Raw genomic sequence first — 19,908 nt, 5'->3', positions numbered from 1 at the left:
CTTTTTCGTTCTTCCCTCAGCGCGCCAGCAGTACCGGCAGCGACGACGCCAGCAACGCGATGCCTGACGCGGTCAGCAGGCCCAGCACGACCTGCCGGAAGCGTGCCTCGCTGATGCCGATGTAGACCCGCGCGCCCAGCAGGGTCGGCACCAGCATGGCCGGTGCCACGATGGCGAAGTACGGCAACATCTGCCGGCTCACCAGGCCGCTGCCGACATAGGTGGCCATGGTCACCGCCAGCATCGCCAGGTTGAAGTTCTGGATGACCGCGCGCTGCTCGTCCTTGCCGAAGCCTCGCAGGGCGCTCCACAACGTCGGCACCGGCCCGGCAAAGCCGCCGATGCCACTGAGCACGCCACCGGCCATGCCAGCAATCGCATCACCGATACGGCCGCCGACGCGGACCGGAGGCAACGAGCGCGCCATCAGCATCACCGGGCACCACAGCGCCAGGAAGCCACCCAGCAGCGCCTTGAACCAGTCCATGTCCAGCCGTGGCAGCACCGTCACGCCCAGCGGAATGCCGGCCAGCCCACCCAGCACGAACGGCAGCAGCAGGCGCAGGTTGAAACCGCGGCGCACGGTGAACACTGCGACCAGCTGCCCGACCAGCGCACCAAACACCGAAAGCGTCGCCGCCAGCCGCGGCTCCAGTCCCCACGCCCAGAACGACATCGCCACCATGCCGAAGGCGAAGCCGGACAGGCCCTGCACGAATCCGGCGACGATCGCGCCCAGCGCGACCAGCAGATACACCGACTCCATCACCACCCCGGTTGCAGCCGCGCGACTATCCTGCCGCGCCCACCTGTGCAGCGTAGTGCGCCGCAAGGTGCTCGACCAGCGCACGCACCTTCGGCGCCAATGCCCGCGCATGCGGATACAGCGCGAAGTAGCGTCGCTGCCCGGCATGCCAGGCGGGCAGCACGCGGATCAGGCGGCCGGCACGCAGGTCCTCCTGCACGGTCAGCGCAGTGAACAGGCTGATGCCCATGCCAGCCAGCGCGGCGGCGTACAACGCTGGCGTCGCATCCACCCGCAGGCGCTGCCCCGCCTCGATGCTCGCGGCGGCACCGCGTGGTCCCTGCAGCTGCCAGGGCGACATCGCCGCTGTGGGACTGAAACCCAGCAGCGTGTGCTGTGCGAGGTCCGAAGCCTGCCGGGGCAGACCGTGCCGCGCCAGATAGGCCGGTGCGGCGACCAGGATGCGTGGGCAGCTGGCCAGCTCGCGGGCGACCAGCTGGCTGTCCGGCAAGGAAGGCGCGATGCGCAGGGCCAGATCGAAGCCACCCCCGACCACATCAACCAGCTGGTCGTCGGCGGAAAGATCCAGCGTGACCTGTGGGTAGCGCTGCAGGAACGACGGCAACCAATGCGGCAACTCCTGGCTGGCGACCACCTGCGGCACGCTGATCCGCACGATGCCACTGGGCTGCGCCTGCCCTGCGCGTGCGCGGTCATCCGCTTCCTGCAGGCGATCCAGCAGCGCTGCCGCCTCGCGGTAGTAGTCGCGACCGGCTTCCGTCAGTGACAGCCGACGGCTGTTGCGATCGAGCAGTCGAACCTGCAGATGTTCTTCCAGCTGCCGCAGTTGCCGTGACATCGCCGAATGGGTGGTACCCAGTCGTTCGGCGGCGGCGGTGAAACTGCCTGCATCGACGATGGCGCGCAGCGCACGCAGGGCGGCGAAATGGTCCATCGGCGGGCAGCTCCAGGTGGCGGGGCCCGCGGCGTGCGGGCCCCGTCAGCTTATCAAGCGCCGTCGCCGGCCTTGCGCACAGGCAGTGCCAGGATCGCGTCAGTCGCCATGACATCGCCGAAGGTGTCCACAATCTGCGCCAGCGAGGCGTCATGCAGCGCGCGATGACCGATGCGCTGGCCTCCGGCAAGATCCAGATCACGGCTGGCAGTTGCATCGGACGACACGATGACGCGGTAGCCACGCGGTGCCGCTGCGGCATCGCGGGCGGCACCGGCCACGCAGGCATGGGTCTGCAGGCCGGTGACGATCAGGGTGTCGATGCCGGCATCCTTCAGCACCTGGTCGAGCACTGCGGCCGAGTCACCGGCGAACACGCTGACGTTGTCCTTCTGCACCACGGTCTCGCCCTTGCGCGGCTGCAGGTCGCGATGGAAGGCGGCATTGACGCTGCCCTGCGCGAACAGCGGCGCACCCGCCGGCAACACGTGCTGTACATGGATCACGCGGATGCCGTGGGCATCGGCGAACTCGACCACCCGCTTCGCCTGCCGCAGTGCGGCCAAGCCATCGGGGATGACCATACGGCCACCGGCGAAACCCGGCGCAGCGCTGCCGTCGAAGTATTCGTTCTGGAAGTCGATCACCAGCACGGCGGTCTTCGCCGCATCCAGCGAAGCCACAACGGGTGCGCCAGCCATGTGGCGGATGGTGGGATGGGCCGGTTCGGCAGCGGTGACGGGGGTAACGGTGGCCATGCCGATCAGGCTGGCCAGACCAAAGGCGGTGAGGTTCATGTTCAAGCTCCTGTGCGGTGGAAAGTGGGCACATGATGCGGAGCGGACGGCGCACGAACCAGCCATGTAAAAGCACATGATCTGTGCAAATTTCGCACAGAATGTCCTTGTAGCGTCGAGCCATGCTCGACTACGCAGGAGCAGTCGAGCATGGCTCGACGCTACTGGGCCAGCTTGACCCCATTGAGTCGCACGATCATCGCGTGGTCACGACCCAGCACCACTTCGGCGGTATTGCTGCCCGCGCGCACGGCACGTGCAAGGCCCGCCGGATACTTCACTGGGACGCCGGCCAGGGTCTGCACATGCTGGGCCGGAGAGATCCTGCTCCTGATCACGAACTCGGCACAGCTGCCTTCGAGCAGATACACAGGCGACCCTGCCGGAAATTCGATCAACCGCAGGATGCGCGCCTCGCCCTCCTGCATGCTGCGGAGGGGCGCCCCCTGCGTCCGCAGGCGGCGCAGCGCGCGCTGGGCGCGGGACCACGGCCAGTAGAAGATGGCGTAGATCGCCACGCCGACAACATAGACGGCAACGGCCGCCACGACCCACACGGCCGCCTCAGGCATCTGAAAAAATCCTGTCGGTGAAAAACCGCAGTTGAAAACGCAGACGGGCCGTACAAGGACGGCCCGTCTTCAACGCATGCAGGCCCGGACTGGACATCGCCGAGACGATCTCCAGCCGGAACGACCGCCGCTTACAGGCGGCTGGCGATGGCCTGGGCAAAGCTCATGGTGGTGCCGGTGCCACCCAGGTCGCCGGTCAGCGAATCCTTGGCTTCCATGGTCGCCACGATGGCCTTGCGCAGGCGCTCGGCATTTTCCGGCTGGCCGACATGGTCCAGCATCTGCGCGGCTGCCAGCAGCAGCGCGCACGGATTGGCCTTGCCCTGGCCAGCGATGTCCGGCGCGGTGCCGTGCACGGCTTCGAAGATCGCCGCGTCCTTGCCGATGTTGGCACCCGGGGCCAGGCCCAGGCCGCCGACGAGGCCGGCGCACAGGTCGGAGATGATGTCGCCGAACAGGTTGGTGGTGACGATCACGTCGAACTGTTCCGGACGCATCACCAGCTGCATGCAGCAGTTGTCGACGATCATTTCCTGGAATTCGATGTCCGGGTACTGCGCAGCCACTTCACGGGCGACATTCAGGAACAGGCCCGAGGTCGACTTGATGATGTTGGCCTTGTGTACGGCGGTGACCTTCTTGCGGCCGGTGCTCTTGGCCAGCTCGAAGGCGTAGCGCACGATGCGCTCGGAGCCCTTGCGGGTGATGCGGGTGCCGGAGAAGGCGGTCTCGCCGTCGGCCGACACTTCCTGGCCTTCGGCCAGGTAGGCACCTTCGGTATTCTCACGCACGGTGATCAGGTCGACGTTGTCGAAACGCGACTTGGTGTTCGGGAAGGTGTGGGCCGGACGCACATTGGCGTACAGGTCGAAGTGACGGCGCAGGCTGACGTTGATCGAGGTGAAGCCACCACCGACCGGGGTGGTCAGCGGGCTCTTCAGCGCGACCTTGTTGCGCGCGATCGATTCCAGGGTCACCGCCGGCATCAGGTCGCCGTGCTTTTCCAGGGCCACCAGGCCGGCGTCGGCGTCTTCGTACTCCAGGCCAGTCTTGAGCTGGTCGAGCACGAACAGGGTAGCGTCCATGATTTCCGGGCCAATGCCGTCGCCGCGGATGACCGTAATTTTCTGCGTCATTGATCGATGTTCCGAACAGGGGGAAAAACGCCGTCCGGACGTGCCCGGAAACGCCGGCGCAAAGGAAGTTTCACCGGCAATTATGCCTTAGCCGGGGCCGGCTACCCAAGTAGACCATGGTCCTGACCCCGGCAAAGGCATAATTGCCCGCGCATTCTTCCTCTACCCCCGCCTGTCGGCGCGCCCCTTCAACAAGAAGGGGCTCCTGGGCTGTTGGATTGCGGGGAAGCGACCGGTAGTGCCGGCCGCTGGCCGGCAACCTCGGCCATGTGGGGTTCACGGAATGCCGGCCAGCGGCCGGCACTACCGGGAGGGCCACAGGGCCCGGTTCCCGGCGCCCGTCAGGTTCAGTGCGCGTGCGCTTCCGGGGCGGCGGCGCCGCCTTCGAGCTGGTCGAGGAAGTCGACCGCGCGGCGCAGGTGCGGGATCACGATGGAACCGCCCACCACCAGGCCGACCGAGAAGGTCTCGAAGAACTCTTCTCGGGTCACCCCGGCGTCCTTGCACTGGGCCACGTGGTAGCTGATGCAGTCGTCGCAGCGCAGCACCATCGAGGCCACCAGGCCCAGCAGTTCCTTGGTCTTCACATCCAGCGCGCCGGCCTGGTAGGTCTGCGTGTCCAGCGCGAAGAAGCGGCGCACCACCTGGTTCGGCTCGCCCAGGATCCGCTCGTTCATGCGCTTGCGGAAGTCGGTGAACTCGGCGATGCGGTCCTTGCTGCCGTCGTCGGCCGCGCTCATGCCTGGCCCTGCCCGGCCAGCAGCGGCTCGAGCTTGCCTTCACGGTGCAGGGCCATCATGTCGTCGTAGCCGCCCACGTGGACGTCGCCGACGAAGATCTGCGGCACGCTGGTACGGCGGGTCAGTGCCATCATCTTCTCGCGCTCGACCGGGTCCAGGTCGATGCGGACCTCGGTCCACTGCTGGCCCTTGCTCTTCAGGAAGTTCTTGGCGGCCACGCAGTACGGGCAGACGGCGGTGGAATAGATGGTGATGGCGGGGGCACCGCCGGCGGTCTGGGCTGTCACGGGAAACTCCACGATGGATCGACGGTCTACATATGGTACCGGTGCGCTGGAATTTCCACGCCACGGCCGCAACACTGTGGATTAACGAATGGTTGCCCCCCACCCTGCCACGCTTGGCGCGCCCTGCCCGAGGACCCACTGCTTGCGAGCCCTGCTGCTGACTACCGCCGTCACCCTGGCCCTGGCCATGCCGCTCGCCCAGGCCCAGGAGAAGCTGCCCGACATCGGCTCCTCGGCCGGCGAGCTGCTGACCCCGGCCCGCCAGGCCGAGTACGGCGCGATGATGCTGCGCGAGCTGCGCAACTACGGCTACCTGCTGGATGACCCGCTGGTCAACGACTGGCTGCAGACCATGGGTACCCGGCTCGGCTCCAACAGCGACCAGCCTCGCCAGCCGTACACCTTCTTCGTGATGAAGGACCGCCAGATCAACGCCTTCGCCACGCTGGGCGGCTACATCGGGGTCAATGCCGGCCTGGTGCTGACCGCCGAGCGCGAGGACGAGGTCGCGGCGGTGCTGTCGCACGAAATCGCCCACGTCACCCAGCAGCACGTGCTGCGCGGGGTCGAGCGTGCCCAGCGCGACCAGATCCCGATCCTGCTCGGCATGCTGGCGGCGGTGGTGGCCGCACAGGCCAGCAACAGCACGTCGTCCGGCAACGCGACCATGGCCGCGATCAGCTCGGGCATGGGCCTGATGCAGCAGCGCCAGATCAACTACACCCGCTCCAACGAATCCGAGGCCGATCGCCTCGGCATCCGCACGCTGTCGCGCAGCGGTTACGACGTGGACGCCATGGCCGGCTTCTTCGAGCGGATGGCATCGGCGATGCGCGGCAACGAGGGTGGCTACAGCGTGCCCGAGTTCCTGCGCACCCATCCGGTCAACATCACCCGCATCAGCGAGGCGAAGGCCCGCGCCGACCAGATGAAGAAGGACACGGTGCTGCTGACCACCAGCACCCCCAGCGGCGAGCGCAGGGAGCGCGTGGACCCGGCCGATCCCAGCCTGGCCGAACCCCTGTTGCGCGGAACCAACCCGCTGCTGCCCAGCAGCGTGCTGCGCATCCCGATGGGCCAGCTCAGCCGCGGCGCCAGTGGCGACTTCGACTGGGCCCGCGAGCGCCTGCGCGTGCTCAGCGCGGATTCCACCCCCGAGCTGGAACGCGAGTATGCCGATCTGGCCAAGCGTCAGAAGGACGGCCTCAACGATGCCCAGCGCTATGGCCAGGCGCTGGCGGTGATGCGCAGCGGTCGCGCCGGCGCCACCCAGGCCCGGCAGACCCTGGCAGGCCTGCTGCAGACCCGCCCGGACAACCTGTGGCTGGCTCTGGGGCTGGGCGAGGCCGAATCGCGTGCAGGCCAGACCGCCCAGGCCAACAGCCGCTTCGAGCAGTTGCTGCGCCAGCACCCCAACAGCCGTCCGGTGGCGCTGACCTATGCCGAGATCCTGAACGAACAGGGCAGCCGCGAGGCGGGCCAGCGCGCGCAGGCCATGCTGCGGCCCCTACTGTCGCAAAGCGGTAACGATCCGGTCTTCCAGCAGCGGTACGCCCGCGCCAGCGAGTTGGCCGGCGACAGCGTGCGTGCCAGCGAGGCCTACGCCGAGGCGGCCTTCCTCAGCGGCCGGCCGGAACAGTCGCTGATGCAGCTGCAGGCGCTCAAGCGCAATCCGGCGCTGGACTACGTAGGCCGGGCACGGGTAGATGCGCGCATCGAAGCGATCACCCCCACCGTGCTGGAGCTGCGCCGGCAGGGCGTGCAGGACCCGGACCTGGACCGCCGCTGAGCGCTGCATGACCGGCCGATGGCAATCCCGAACGGTTCCGGCCAGGCAGTCACAAACATGTCATCAAACCGTAGTCTACTGGCACCACTCCAGTAACCGAGCCCTACGGTGTCCTCGTGCAGAAACGCATCCTGATCGTCGATGACGAGCCCGCGATCCGTGAAATGGTCGCCTTCGCCCTGCGCAAGGGCGATTACGAACCGGTCCACGCCGGCGACGCCCGTGAGGCCCAGACCGCCATCGCCGACCGCGTCCCCGACCTGATCCTGCTGGACTGGATGCTGCCCGGCACCAGCGGCCTGGACCTGGCCCGGCGCTGGCGCAAGGAAACCCTGACCCGCGAAGTGCCGATCATCATGCTGACCGCCCGCGGCGAAGAAAACGACCGCGTGGGTGGCCTTGAAGCCGGCGTCGACGACTATGTGGTCAAGCCGTTCTCGGCGCGCGAACTGCTGGCCCGCATCCGTGCGGTGATGCGCCGCGCCCGCGAGGACGACGAGGACGGCAGCGTGGCGGTCGGCCCTATCCGCATCGACGGCGCCGCCCATCGCGTGTTCGCCAGCGACCAGCCGGTGCCGATCGGCCCGACCGAATACCGCCTGCTGCACTTCTTCATGACCCACCCGGAGCGCGTCTATACCCGCGCCCAGCTGCTGGACCATGTGTGGGGCGGCAGCGTGTACGTGGAGGAGCGCACCATCGACGTGCACATCCGCCGCCTGCGCAAGACGCTGGAACCGTTCAACGCCGAAAACATGGTGCAGACCGTGCGCGGCGCCGGCTACCGCTTCTCCACTGCTACCTGAGTCTCGTCGTGCCGGCGCCACGCACCTGCGGGTGCCGGCGCCGGCAACTCTGCTATAACCCTCGGTTCACCCCAGTGAACCGCCGCACCTCAACGACGAGATCGCAATGCCCCGCCACATCCGCTCTGCCTGGTTGAAGACCCTGGCCACCGTTGCCGCGGTACTGCTGTTCGCCGGACTGGGGGGTGGTTCACGGGCCATCTGTGGTTGTGCATCGCACTGGGCGCGCTGGCCACGCTGGCCTGGCATTACTGGCGACTGCGCAGCGTGCTGCGCCGGCTGACCGCGCGCCAGCGCTGGGACACCGCAGAGGAAGGCACCGGCGTCTGGAACGAACTGGACCGCCTGCTGTACCGCAACCAGGTGGAGATGCGCGTGCGCAAGCGCCGCCTGCTGGACATGCTGCGCAGCTATCGCGCCGCGGCCGCCGCACTTCCCGATGCGGTGGTGGTGCTGGATCGCAACAGCCAGCGCGTGCAGTGGTTCAACGAGGCAGCCACCGCCCTGCTCGGCCTGCACCATCCCGGCGACCTCGGCGAAGCCCTGGTCGAACGCCTGCAGCCGATGCCGCTGGCGCACTGGCTGGCCGGCGGCCGCAACGCCGAACCGATCCTCGACGTGCCTTCGCCGGTCGATCCGGCGATCCGCCTGAACCTGCGCCTGATTCCCTATTCGTCGGATTACTGGCTGCTGATCGCCCGCGACGTCAGCAAGCTGCTGCGCCTGGAACAGGTGCGCCGCGATTTCGTGGCCAACGTTTCACACGAACTGCGCACGCCGCTCACCGTGGTGCACGGCTATCTGGACATGATGGACCCGGAGGATTTCCCGGGAACCGGACCGATGCTGGAAGAAATGCGCAAGCAGAGCCAGCGCATGGCCCAGCTGGTGGAAGACCTGCTGACCCTGTCGCGCCTCGAATCGCAGGAACACAGCGAGGAAGAGACCGTGGCCATGCAGCCGATGCTGGCGACCCTGCGCCGCGAAGCCGAAGCGCACAGCCAGGGCCGCCACCAGATCAGCATCGACGACCTGGCCGGCGTTGACCTGCAAGGCTCGACCAAGGAGCTGCACAGCGCCTTCTCCAACCTGGTCACCAATGCGGTGCGCTATACGCCGGCCGGTGGCCGCATCGCCGTGGAGTTCCGCCGCGAAGGCGACGGTGCCGTGCTGGCGGTGCGCGATTCCGGCTATGGCATCCCGGCCTCCCACCTGCCGCGCCTGACCGAACGTTTCTACCGTGTCTCCAGCAGCCGCTCCCGCGAAAGCGGCGGTACCGGCCTGGGCCTGTCCATCGTCAAGCACATCCTCGGCCTGCACCACGCACGGCTGGAGATTGAAAGCGAGGTCGGCAAGGGCTCGGTGTTCTCCTGCCATTTCGATGCCGACCACGTGCGCCCGCGCGAGTCCGCCCCCCTGACCTCCATCGAAGAATGACGCCATGAGCAGCCTCGGATCCCTCCCCCTCCCCGTGAGCCCGGACAACGATCCGTTGCGCGACCCGGCGCTGTACATCAACCGCGAGCTGTCGCAGCTGGATTTCAACTTCCGCGTGCTGGCCCAGGCGATGGACCCGCAGGTGCCGCTGCTGGAGCGCCTGCGCTTCATGTGCATCTCCTGCACCAACCTCGACGAGTTCTTCGAGATCCGCGCCGCTGCCGTACGCCACGCGCAGGAATTCGGCCTGCCGCCGGCGCCGGACGGGATGAGCCCGCAGGCCATCCTCAACGCCATCCATGACCGCGCCGCGGAACTGGTGGACCAGCAGTACCGCTGCTGGAACGAGACGCTGCGCCCGGCGCTGATGGAGGCCGGCATCGGCGTGCTCGGCCGCCATTCCTGGACCGATCGCCAGAAGCGCTGGCTGCGTGCGTACTTCCGCAACGAGATCATGCCGGTGCTGTCGCCGCTGGGCCTGGACCCGGTGCACCCGTTCCCGAAGATCCTCAACAAGTCGCTGAACATCGTGGTGGTGCTGAAGGGCACCGACGCGTTCGGCCGCGCCGGCCACCTGGCCATCGTGCGTGCGCCGCGCTCGCTGCCGCGCATCATCCAGCTGCCGGAGAAGCTCGGCGGTCCGCAGAACTTCGTGTTCCTGTCCTCGGTGCTGTCCACGTTCGTCGATGAACTGTTCCCGGGCATGGAAGTCCAGGGTGCCTACCAGTTCCGCGTTACCCGCAACTCCGAGCTGGTGGTGGACGAGGAGGAAGTGGAGAACCTGGCGCTGGCACTGCGCGACGAACTGGTCGACCGCGGCTACCGGCCGGCAGTGCGCCTGGAAATCGCGCAGGACATGCCGCGCGACATCGTGCGGACCCTGCTGCAGAACTTCGGCCTGACCGAGAACGCGGTGTACCGCATCGACGGCCCGGTCAACCTCAACCGCATCATCCAGCTGTACGACCTGATCGCACAGCCAGACCTGAAGTACCCGCCGATGACCCCGCGCACGCTGCGCGACAGCGACGGCATCTTCGAGACAGTGGCGCGCCACGACCTGCTGCTGCATCACCCGTTCGATGCCTTCACCGCCGTGCTGGACCTGATCCGGCAGGCGGCGGTCGATCCCAACGTGCTGGCGATCAAGCAGACCCTGTACCGCACCGGCAAGGATTCGCTGATTGTCGATGCACTGATCCAGGCCGCGCGCAACGGCAAGGACGTGACCGTGGTGGTCGAACTGCGCGCCCGCTTCGACGAGGAAGCCAACCTCGGCCTGGCTGATCGCCTGCAGGAGGCCGGCGTGCAGGTGGTGTATGGCGTGGTCGGCTACAAGACCCACGCCAAGATGCTGCTGATCGTGCGCCGCGAGGGCCGCAAGCTGCGCCGCTATGTGCACCTTGGTACCGGCAACTACCACAGCGGTACCGCCCGTGCGTACACCGACATCAGCCTGATCACCGCCGATGCGGACATCGGCAACGATGTGCACCTGCTGTTCCAGCAGCTGTCCGGGCTGGCCTCGAAGATGAAGCTCAAGCGCCTGCTGCAGTCGCCCTTCACCCTGCACACCGGCATCCTCGGCCGCATCGAGCGCGAAACACGCATCGCCGCCGCCGGCCGCCCGGCGCGGATCATCGCCAAGATGAACGCCCTGAACGAACCGCAGGTGGTGCGCGCGCTGTACGCCGCCTCGCAGGCCGGCGTGCAGATCGACCTGATCATCCGCGGCGCCTGCACCCTGCGCCCGGGTGTGCCGGGCATCTCGGACAACATCCGCGTGCGCTCGATCGTCGGCCGCTTCCTGGAGCACAGCCGCGTCTACTGGTTCGGCAACGACGGCGCACCGGAGATGTACTGCGCCAGCGCCGACTGGCTGGAGCGCAACCTGCTGCGCCGGGTCGAGACCTGCTTCCCGATCCTCGATCCGGAGCTGGCCAAGCGGGTCTACCGCGAGGTCCTGCAGAACTACCTGGACGACAACCTCAATGCCTGGGAACTGGATGCCGACGGCATCTACCACAAGCGTGCGCCCGCCCACGACGAGGCACCGCATTCTGCGCAGATGGCACTGATGCAGGGTCTCTGACCCGGTAGGTGTCGACCTTGGTCGGCACGTTTGGATTCATCCACGCATGGCGTGGATCTACCGTGTCGACCAAGGTCGACACCCACCAACAGCCGCGCAGAACGCCGTCCCGGCAGATCGCAGAGAACTGTCGAAGGCGGGGTGGGTCCGGTGGCAGGGGTGTGAGCCGCATGGATGCGGCGACCAAGCCCCCATGGACGGGTTCACGGCGTCCCCTGCCATCGGACCCGCCCCGCCATCCCACGGATAGCCCGCTGTTGCTGTTGCTGTTGCTGTTGCTGTTGCTCTGGCCTCTGCGGGTGCAGGGCGCAGCCCTGCCGCACTCCCCTCTTCCAAAATGTGAAGGCCGCGCGGTGACGAGCACACCGCCCCTTCGGCTAACATTCGTCCATGCCGCACACCACCACGACTCCGCCCGCATTGCAGGATGGCGACCTGCTGGCCGCCATCGACCTTGGCTCCAATAGTTTCCACATGGTCATCGCGCGCTACACGCTCGGCCAGCTGCGGGTGATCGACCGCCTGCGCGAGACGGTGCGCATGGCCGACGGCCTGGATGGCAAGGGGGACTCTCCTCCGCTGCCCGGCAGCGCGCGCTGGAATGCCTGGCCCGCTTCGGCCAGCGCATCCGCAATGTACCGCCGCACCGGGTGCGCGCACTGGCCACCAACACCGTGCGCCAGCTGCGTTCACCGCAGTCGTTCCTGGTTCCCGCCGAAACCGCGCTCGGGCACGCCATCGAAGTGGTCAGCGGCCGCGAAGAAGCGCGCCTGATCTACCTGGGCGTGGCCCATGCACAACCGCCCAAGCCCGGCCAGCGCCGGCTGGTCATCGACATCGGCGGCGGCTCCACCGAATTCATCATCGGCATGGGCATGCAGACCCTGGAGTGCGAAAGCCTGCAGGCCGGCTGCATTGCCAGCACCCGGCGTTTCTTCCCCGGCGGCAAGCTGAGCAAGAAGCGCTGGAAGGACGCGCTGGCCGAGATCGGTCGCGAGTTCCAGCCCTTCGCCAGCAAGTACCGCGCGCTGGGCTGGCAGGAGGCGCTGGGTTCTTCGGGCACGCACAAGGCGATCAGCGAGATCTGCGCGACGATGAAGCTGAGCAAGGGCGCGATTACCGCCGAGGCCCTGCCGCAACTGCGCGACGAACTGCTGAAGGCCAAGAAGATCGACGACATCCAGTTGCCGGGGCTGTCCAGCGACCGCCGCCCGATCATTGCCGGCGGCATCCTGGTGCTGGAGGCCGCCTTCCAGGCACTGGGCCTGCAGAAGCTGCTGGTCAGCAAGGCCGCGATGCGCGAAGGCATCCTCTACGACATCGTCGGCCGCGCTGGCGAGAACGACCTGCGCGATGAATCGGTGTCCGCGCTCAGCCAGCGCTACGGCATCGATACCGTGCAGGCCGACCGTGTGCAGGACACCGCGCTGTCACTGCTGGAACAGGTGCAGGAACGCTGGCGGCTCGATGCCGACGACGCGCGCATGCTCGGCTGGGCCGCGCGCCTGCACGAGCTGGGCCTGATGATCGCGCACAGCGGCTACCACGTGCATGGCAGCTACGTGCTGGAACACTCGGATATCGCCGGCTTCTCGCGGCAGGAACAGCAGATGCTGGCCGCGCTGGTGCGCAGCCATCGCCGCAGCGTGACCAAGACCGCCTTCGACGCCCTGCCCGAGCGCCTGCTGCTGACCGCTCGCCGGCTGGCCGCCCTGCTGCGCCTGGCGGTGCTGCTCAATCGTGCCCATGAGGACGATCCACTGCCGGCGTTGGAACTGACCGCCGACGACAACCGCCTGTCGTTGATCGTGCCGCAGGCCTTCATTGATGCCCGGCCACTGCTGCGCGCCGATCTGATCGGCGAGACCGACGGCATCGCCGGGCTGGGCATCCAGTTCCGGCCCTTCGTAGCCTGAGGCTCACGCTTTCCCGCGAGGGAAAGAAGGTCACACACCGTTACGGTTCGCGCATGCGCCCCCGGTTGACCTGCTGCGACGCAGCAGATCAAGTCGGGGGAGCGCATTCAGCGTTACAGCTAAGCGACTGCTTTTGTTGAGCTTTCGTGAAATCTGACGATGAAGCCTGGTACAAATCGACACGACCTCTTTACAGAGCATTAACCAACGAGACTACTATCGGGTCATCGGTCCGCTTGTGGGCGGCCGATTTCTTCGACGCCCCTTTTGGCGTCCCTGCACGACCTGAGAGAGAGAGAGCTCGTCATGACTTCACGTACCACCCCCCTGGGGCAGGCCATCCGCTACGCCCTGGCAACCACTGCGACGCTGGCCGCCCTGCCTGCGTTCGCCCAGAGTGGCAGCACCGCCGCGCCGACCACCCTGGATCGCATCGAGATCACTGGCTCGCGCATCCGCCAGGTGGACGTGGAGACCGCTCAGCCGGTCCTGGCACTGAGCCGGTTGGACATCGAGCGCCAGGGCTTCAGCTCGGTGGCCGACATCCTGCAGAACGTGACCGCCATGGGCAGCCCGGCGATCAGCCGTGCAAACGCACTGAGCTCGGGCGAAAACACCGGCGGCACCTACATCGACATGCGCAACCTGGGCGCGCAGCGCACCCTGGTGCTGGTCAACGGCAAGCGCCTGGGCATCAGCACCTCGGGCCTGCAGGACGTGTCCTCGCTGCCGGTGTCGGCGGTGGAGCGCATCGAAGTGCTGAAGGATGGCGCGTCGGCCATCTACGGTTCCGATGCGATGGCCGGCGTGGTCAACATCATCACCCGTTCCAACGTCAACGGCGTGACCGCCAACGTCTACCACGGTCAGTACAGCGAAGGTGACGGCGCGCGCGATCGCTTCGACGTGGTGGGTGGCTGGAGCAATGACCGCGTGTCGCTGACCCTGGCACTGGAGCACTCCGAAGAAAAGAGCGTCTGGGCCAAGGACCGCTGGTTCAGCAAGTACGGCGTGAGCGACCGCCACCCGAACGATGCCTCCAACTGGACCACGCTGAGCCAGTGGGGCCAGGTCACCGGCCTGAAGGGCGGCCCGGGCTGCACCAACACCAAGGACGGCTGCGGCTATTCGCTCAACCGTGGTGCTGACCCGACCAACCCGGCCAACTACCACCTGACCGATGCGACCCCGTTCACCGGCGACGTCAGCAACGCCAACGAACAGATGCACGTCATGTATCCGCTCAAGCGTGATTCGGTGTACTTCGACGGTCGCTTCAAGATCACCGACCAGGTCAACCTGCGCACCGAATTCGGCTACAACAAGCGTTCGGCCGAGCGCCAGATTGCAGGCTACCCCCTGCAGTCCAGCTCGGTGTCCATCTCGGGCGACCCAACCGCCACCGGCCTGATGTCCAAGGACAGCTACTTCAATCCGTTCGGCAACCAGCACGGCTATGCCAAGCCAACCGACGTGGCCTGGAACCGCCGCACCTGGGAAATCCCGCGTGTGAGCACCAGCGAACTGAAGACCTACCGTGCGGTAGTGTCGCTGGATGGCAGCTTCGAGATCGGCCAGCGCTACTTCGACTGGGACGTGGGCTACCAGTACAACCGCAACGAGCTGACCGCTACCGCCACCGGCAACCTGCACAAGAAGCGCGTGCGTGACGCCGTGGGTCCGTCGTTCCTGGATCCGACCACCGGCAAGGTGATGTGTGGCCGTCCGGGCGCGGTGATCAGCGGCTGCACGCCGTGGAACCCGCTGGTGCCCTACGGCAAGAACGATCCGAACGGACTGACCGGCAATGAAGAACTGATGGCCTGGCTGTTCCCGGCGGAGCACACCACCGGCCGGACCACCACCAAGAACGCGTTCGCCAACCTGTCCGGCAGCATCATGACCCTGCCGGCCGGCGACCTGGGCTTCGCTTTCGGCGTGGAAAGCCGCAAGGAAGATGGCCGCTACACCCCCGATGCCCTGGCCCAGACCGGCGCTACCACCAACCTGGCCGCAGGCCCGACCGGTGGCAGCTACAACGTGAAGGAAGCCTACCTGGAGCTCAGCGTGCCGGTGCTGGCCGACCTGCCCGGTGCGCGTGAGCTGAGCTTCAGTGCCGCCACCCGCTACTCCAAGTACAACACCTTCGGCAACACGCTCAACAGCAAGTTCGGCTTCAAGTGGAAGCCGATCGACCAGCTGCTGGTCCGTGGTACCTGGGCAGAAGGCTTCCGCGCCCCGACCATCAACGACCTGTACGGTGGTGGTTCGGAAACCTTCGCGCAGTTCAGCGATCCGTGCGACACCGTGTTCGGCTCGGCCAAGGGCAGTGCTGAAGTCCGCGCGCGATGCGCACGTGACATCGCCGATGCCGCCAACTTCCGCCAGCTGAAGCAGGGCAACACGCCGGTAACCACGGCGCAGGATGCGACCCCGACGCCGTTCGTGTCCGGTTCCAACCCGCTGCTGGTTCCGGAAACCTCGACCAGCAAGACGCTGGGCCTGGTGTGGAGCCCGACCTTCATCAGCAACTTCAACGTGGCGCTGGACTGGTGGAAGATCCGCATCGACAACACCATCGTCGGTGACAGCCCGAACCAGATCCTGAGGGACTGCTACGAGCAGGGCATCGAATCGCGCTGCAGCCGCTTCAGCCGTGACCCGTCCAACGGCATCGTCACCGGCCTGAAGTTCGGCAACCGCAATGCCGGCTTTGCCGAGACCGAAGGTTACGACCTGGATGTCAGCTACCGCGTCGACACCAGCTACGGCAAGCTGAGCGCAGGCTGGACCAGCACCTACGTCAGCAAGAACGTCTACCGCTCCACCAACGATGTCCGCGAAGCGATCACGCCGATCAACGGCGTTGCCAACACCATCGGCACCGCCACCAGCCTTGCGTTCCGCGTGCGCTCGAACCTGGTGCTGGGCTGGGATGTGGGTGACTTCGGCGTCAGCTGGACGGCACGCTACTACTCCGGTGTGAAGGAGCGCTGCCTCAACGCCTCGCGTTATGCGGACGAATGCTCCGATCCGACCTTCCTGGCTCCGTGGCTGAAGTCGCCGACCGCGTACAACGAGCGCGGTGCCGTGACCTTCCACGACGTGCAGTTCCGCTACAACCTGCCGTGGGATGCCACCGTTTCGGTGGGCGCGAACAATGTGTTCGGCAAGGAAGCGCCGGTGATGTACAGCAAGCCGAACTCGTCGTTCTCCTACTACGGTGGCTACGACATCGGTCGTTTCATGTACATGAAGTACCAGCAGCGCTTCTGATCCATCCGCGCTGTTGAAGCTCGACGACCACGGCCCTTCGGGGCCGTGGTTTTTTTCTGCCTCCGCGCAGACTGTCGCTTTCCACATTGACCGTGATGCGTTCAATCAGGGACACGGTCCTCTACGCTGCGTCCGCCGCGATGCCACAGGTTGGAGCAATCGATTGATTTGCTTCCGCTTTGTGCAGAAGCGTCACGGCCGTCTGCAGCGCTTTCGTCGCTTGCCCATACGTCTCCCCATCCATCTTCACTAGGTTCGAACATCCACCGCCGCGGTGGAGTTGACGCAGCCCCGCTTGGCTGTGTTCCGAAGACTTCGAAGACTGAGAGAGAGACCCATGACCATCCGTATTCCCGAGCTCGGGTTGGCGATCCGTCGTGCACTGGCGATGACGGCCACCACCGCACTGGCCGCCCCCGCATTCGCCCAGCACGCACCGGAAGCCACCACGCTGGACCGTATCGAGATCACCGGTTCGCGCATCCGCCAGGTCGACCTGGAAACCGCGCAGCCGGTGCTGACCATCAGCCGCGCCGACATCGAGCGGCAGGGCTTCAATTCCGTTGCCGACATCCTGCAGAACCTGACCGCGACCGGCAGCCCGGCCTTGAGCCGTGCCAGCCCGCTCAGTGCAGGCGAGGCCGCAGGCGGCAGCTACGTGGACATGCGCGGCCTCGGTGCACAGCGCACCCTGGTGCTGGTCAACGGCAAGCGCCTGGGCATGACCACTTCGGGTTACCAGGATATATCCAGCATTCCCGCCGCTGCCGTGGAACGCATGGAAGTGCTGAAGGACGGCGCCTCGGCCATCTACGGTTCCGACGCGATGGCCGGCGTGGTCAACATCATCACCCGGCGCAACGTCCAGGGCGTGACCGCCAACGTCTACCACGGGCAGTTCAGCGAAGGCGATGGTGCCCGCACCCAGTACGACGTGGTTGCCGGCTGGTCGAATGACCGCGCTTCGATCAGTGTCGCCGCCGAGCATGTCGAAGAAAAGGGCGTTTGGGCGAAGGACCGCGGCTTCAGCGCCTACACCTATACCGATCGTCATCCGGACGATGGCTGGACCACGGTCGGGCAGTGGGGGCGCATCGTCGGCTTCAAGGGCCCGGGCTGCAGCAGCGCCCGTGGCTGCAGCTATTCGCTCGATCGCGGCAGCCAGCCGGGCGGGCCGGACAGCTTCCACCTCAGTGACAACACACCGTTCACCGGTGATGTCAGCAACAGCAATGAACAGATGCACGTGCAAACGCCGATCAAGCGCGATTCGCTCTTCGTCGATGCACGCATGGATCTGAACGACCAGATCCGTTTCAACACCCAGCTGGCCTACAACCGACGCACCACCACGCGCCAGATTGCCGGCTATCCGTTCCAGTCCGGTGCGGCCGGCATCACGCCGATGTCCGCCGACAGCTGGTTCAATCCGTTCGGCAGCCACCACGGCTATGAACGCCCAAGCGACGTGCACTGGAACCGCCGCACCTGGGAGATTCCACGCGTCAGCACCAGCGAACTGACCACCTGGCAGGGTGTTGCAGCGTTTGAAGGCAGCTTCCAGTTCGCCGGTCGCGACTTCGATTGGGAAGCCGGCTACCAGTACAACCGCAGCGAGCTGGAGCAGCGTGCTACCGGCAACCTGCACAAGCAGCGCGTTGCCGATTCCACCGGTCCTTCGTTCTACAACCCGGCCACCGGCAAGGTGGAATGCGGTACACCGGATGCACCGATTGCCGGCTGCAAGCCCTGGAATCCACTGGTGCCGTATGGCCAGGATGACCCGTACGGCCTGACCGGCAATGGCGAACTGCAGGACTGGCTGTTCCCCGAGGAACTCACCCGTGGCCGCAACACCACCCGCAACCTGTTCGCCAGCCTCAGTGGCGGCCTTGCCACGCTGCCTGCCGGGGAACTGGGCTTCGCCCTGGGTGTGGAGAGCCGCCGCGAGGAGGGTCGCTTCATTCCCGACGCGCTGGCCCAGACCGGCGCCACCACCAACCTGGCGGCGGGCCCCACCGGCGGTGGCTACCGTGTCGACGAGGCCTATCTGGAGCTGAGCGTGCCGGTGCTGAGCGACCTCCCCGGTGCACGCCAGCTGACCCTGGACATGGCAACGCGCTACTCGGACTACACCACCTTCGGCGGAACCCTTAACAGCAAGTTCGGCATCTCGTGGAAGCCGATCGACCAGCTGCTGGTCCGTGGCACCTGGGCCCAGGGTTTCCGTGCGCCGACCATCTCGAATCTGTACGGCGGCGGCTCGCAGACCTTCACCACCGGCTTCCGTGACCCCTGCGATACGGTCTATGGCGCCGCCGCCAGCAGCCCGGAGGTACGTGCACGTTGCGCCGCCGACATCGCCAACGCGGACAGCTACCGCCAGCTCGGCCAGGGCAACGAGCCGATCACCGGCAGCAGTGGGCAGACGCCCCTGCCCTTCACCAACGGCTCCAATCCCGACCTGAAGCCGGAAACCTCGACCAGCCGCACGCTGGGGCTGGTCTGGAGCCCGACGTTTGCCGAAGGACTGAACATTGCGTTGGACTGGTGGAAGATCCGTATCGACAACACCATCGTCGCCGACCATCCCAACGACATCCTCCGCGACTGCTACGAACTGGGCATCGCCGAGCGCTGCGGCAGTTTCACCCGCGACCCGGAACTGGGCATCGTCAACACGCTCAACTATGGCAGCCGCAACAGCGGGTTCCGCCAGGCCGAAGGCTATGACCTGGAGATCGGCCACAAGATCGAAACGTCCTGGGGCACGCTGAGCGCCGACTGGAAGACCACCTATGTGGTCGCCGCGGAAGAACGGACCACCAACGAGGCGGATGCCCCGCCCATTCCCAGCAATGGCATCGCCAGCAACGGCGGCATCGGCTTCCGTGTGCGCTCCAACGCATCGTTGGGCTGGGAGCGTGGCAACCTCGGCCTTAACTGGGGCCTGCGCTATTTCTCCGCGGTCAAGGAGCGTTGCCTGGATGCAGCCACGTATCCGGGTGAGTGCTCGCACCCGGGCCAGCGCGCGCCGTGGTTCAGTGGCAGCCGTGACTACAACCGTCGCGGATCGGTCACCTTCCACGACGTGCAGGCGCGCTACAACCTGCCATGGGATGCGACCGTCTCGATCGGTGCCAACAATGTGTTCGGCCGCCAGGGACCGGCCATGTACAGCCAGCCGAGCGCCAACTTCTCCTACTACGGTGGCTTCGACATCGGTCGTTTCATCTACATGAAATACCAGCAGCGCTTCTGATCCACCACGCCCCCTGCACGACCGCCACGGCCCTTCGGGGCCGTGGCTTCGTACAGGGACCTGACCACCGTCATCCCGTGGTCGCAAAGCGGTCATAT

12 protein-coding genes and 2 pseudogenes are annotated in these 19,908 nt (G+C 66.4%); 7 read left to right on the top strand and 7 right to left on the bottom strand.

Annotated elements, in window-relative coordinates:
• Nucleotides 1-16: 16 nt before the first annotated feature.
• The 7 genes from ACZK3J_RS04275 to grxC form a co-directional block, all read right to left on the bottom strand.
• A complete protein-coding gene (locus ACZK3J_RS04275) occupies nucleotides 17-766 on the bottom strand; it encodes a sulfite exporter TauE/SafE family protein (protein WP_149909503.1) in 750 nt (249 codons plus the stop codon).
• A 25-nt stretch (nucleotides 767-791) separates the two neighbouring features.
• A complete protein-coding gene (locus tag ACZK3J_RS04270; RefSeq protein ID WP_478476436.1) occupies nucleotides 792-1,700 on the bottom strand; it encodes a LysR family transcriptional regulator in 909 nt (302 codons plus the stop codon).
• Nucleotides 1,701-1,753: 53 nt separating this feature from the next.
• Nucleotides 1,754-2,497 (bottom strand): cysteine hydrolase family protein, encoded by a 744-nt coding sequence (locus ACZK3J_RS04265; RefSeq protein ID WP_478476435.1) that lies wholly within the window; start codon nucleotides 2,495-2,497, stop codon nucleotides 1,754-1,756.
• 161 nt (nucleotides 2,498-2,658) lie between these two features.
• Complete coding sequence (locus ACZK3J_RS04260) at nucleotides 2,659-3,069, bottom strand: hypothetical protein (protein ID WP_134952126.1); 411 nt, start codon at nucleotides 3,067-3,069, stop codon at nucleotides 2,659-2,661.
• Between the two features lie 131 nt (nucleotides 3,070-3,200).
• The gene (locus ACZK3J_RS04255) at nucleotides 3,201-4,205 is read right to left on the bottom strand and encodes an isocitrate dehydrogenase (RefSeq protein WP_032129081.1); all 1,005 of its coding nucleotides are present in this window, start codon (nucleotides 4,203-4,205) and stop codon (nucleotides 3,201-3,203) included.
• Between the two features lie 347 nt (nucleotides 4,206-4,552).
• A complete protein-coding gene (locus ACZK3J_RS04250; RefSeq protein ID WP_004146041.1) occupies nucleotides 4,553-4,945 on the bottom strand; it encodes a carboxymuconolactone decarboxylase family protein in 393 nt (130 codons plus the stop codon).
• Nucleotides 4,942-5,232, bottom strand: a complete 291-nt coding sequence (grxC, locus tag ACZK3J_RS04245) for a glutaredoxin 3 (protein WP_049400919.1) — start codon at nucleotides 5,230-5,232, stop codon at nucleotides 4,942-4,944. Before grxC ends, ACZK3J_RS04250 begins: the two co-directional genes overlap by 4 nt.
• A gap of 142 nt (nucleotides 5,233-5,374) precedes the next feature.
• On the opposite strand from grxC, the gene ACZK3J_RS04240 reads away from it, so the two are divergent.
• The 7 genes and pseudogenes from ACZK3J_RS04240 to ACZK3J_RS04210 all read left to right on the top strand — a co-directional run bounded on the left by ACZK3J_RS04240 (nucleotide 5,375) and on the right by ACZK3J_RS04210 (nucleotide 19,810).
• Entirely contained in the window at nucleotides 5,375-7,021 is a 1,647-nt protein-coding gene (locus ACZK3J_RS04240) for a M48 family metalloprotease (RefSeq protein ID WP_032129079.1), read from the top strand.
• A gap of 116 nt (nucleotides 7,022-7,137) precedes the next feature.
• Nucleotides 7,138-7,827 (top strand): phosphate regulon transcriptional regulator PhoB, encoded by a 690-nt coding sequence (phoB, locus tag ACZK3J_RS04235; protein WP_065199549.1) that lies wholly within the window; start codon nucleotides 7,138-7,140, stop codon nucleotides 7,825-7,827.
• 106 nt (nucleotides 7,828-7,933) lie between these two features.
• Nucleotides 7,934-9,264: pseudogene (gene phoR, locus ACZK3J_RS04230) on the top strand (phosphate regulon sensor histidine kinase PhoR).
• Nucleotides 9,265-9,268: 4 nt separating this feature from the next.
• Entirely contained in the window at nucleotides 9,269-11,356 is a 2,088-nt protein-coding gene (gene ppk1 / locus ACZK3J_RS04225) for a polyphosphate kinase 1 (protein WP_049400920.1), read from the top strand.
• Nucleotides 11,357-11,746: 390 nt separating this feature from the next.
• A pseudogene (ppx, locus tag ACZK3J_RS04220) lies at nucleotides 11,747-13,272 on the top strand (exopolyphosphatase).
• A gap of 306 nt (nucleotides 13,273-13,578) precedes the next feature.
• Entirely contained in the window at nucleotides 13,579-16,548 is a 2,970-nt protein-coding gene (locus tag ACZK3J_RS04215; protein WP_478476434.1) for a TonB-dependent receptor domain-containing protein, read from the top strand.
• A 337-nt stretch (nucleotides 16,549-16,885) separates the two neighbouring features.
• Nucleotides 16,886-19,810, top strand: a complete 2,925-nt coding sequence (locus ACZK3J_RS04210; RefSeq protein WP_149909471.1) for a TonB-dependent receptor domain-containing protein — start codon at nucleotides 16,886-16,888, stop codon at nucleotides 19,808-19,810.
• Nucleotides 19,811-19,908: the final 98 nt, after the last annotated feature.

It is taken from the genome of Stenotrophomonas sp. 86428_Sma (assembly GCF_056481585.1).
This window is presented reverse-complemented; position numbering and strand designations above follow the sequence as displayed.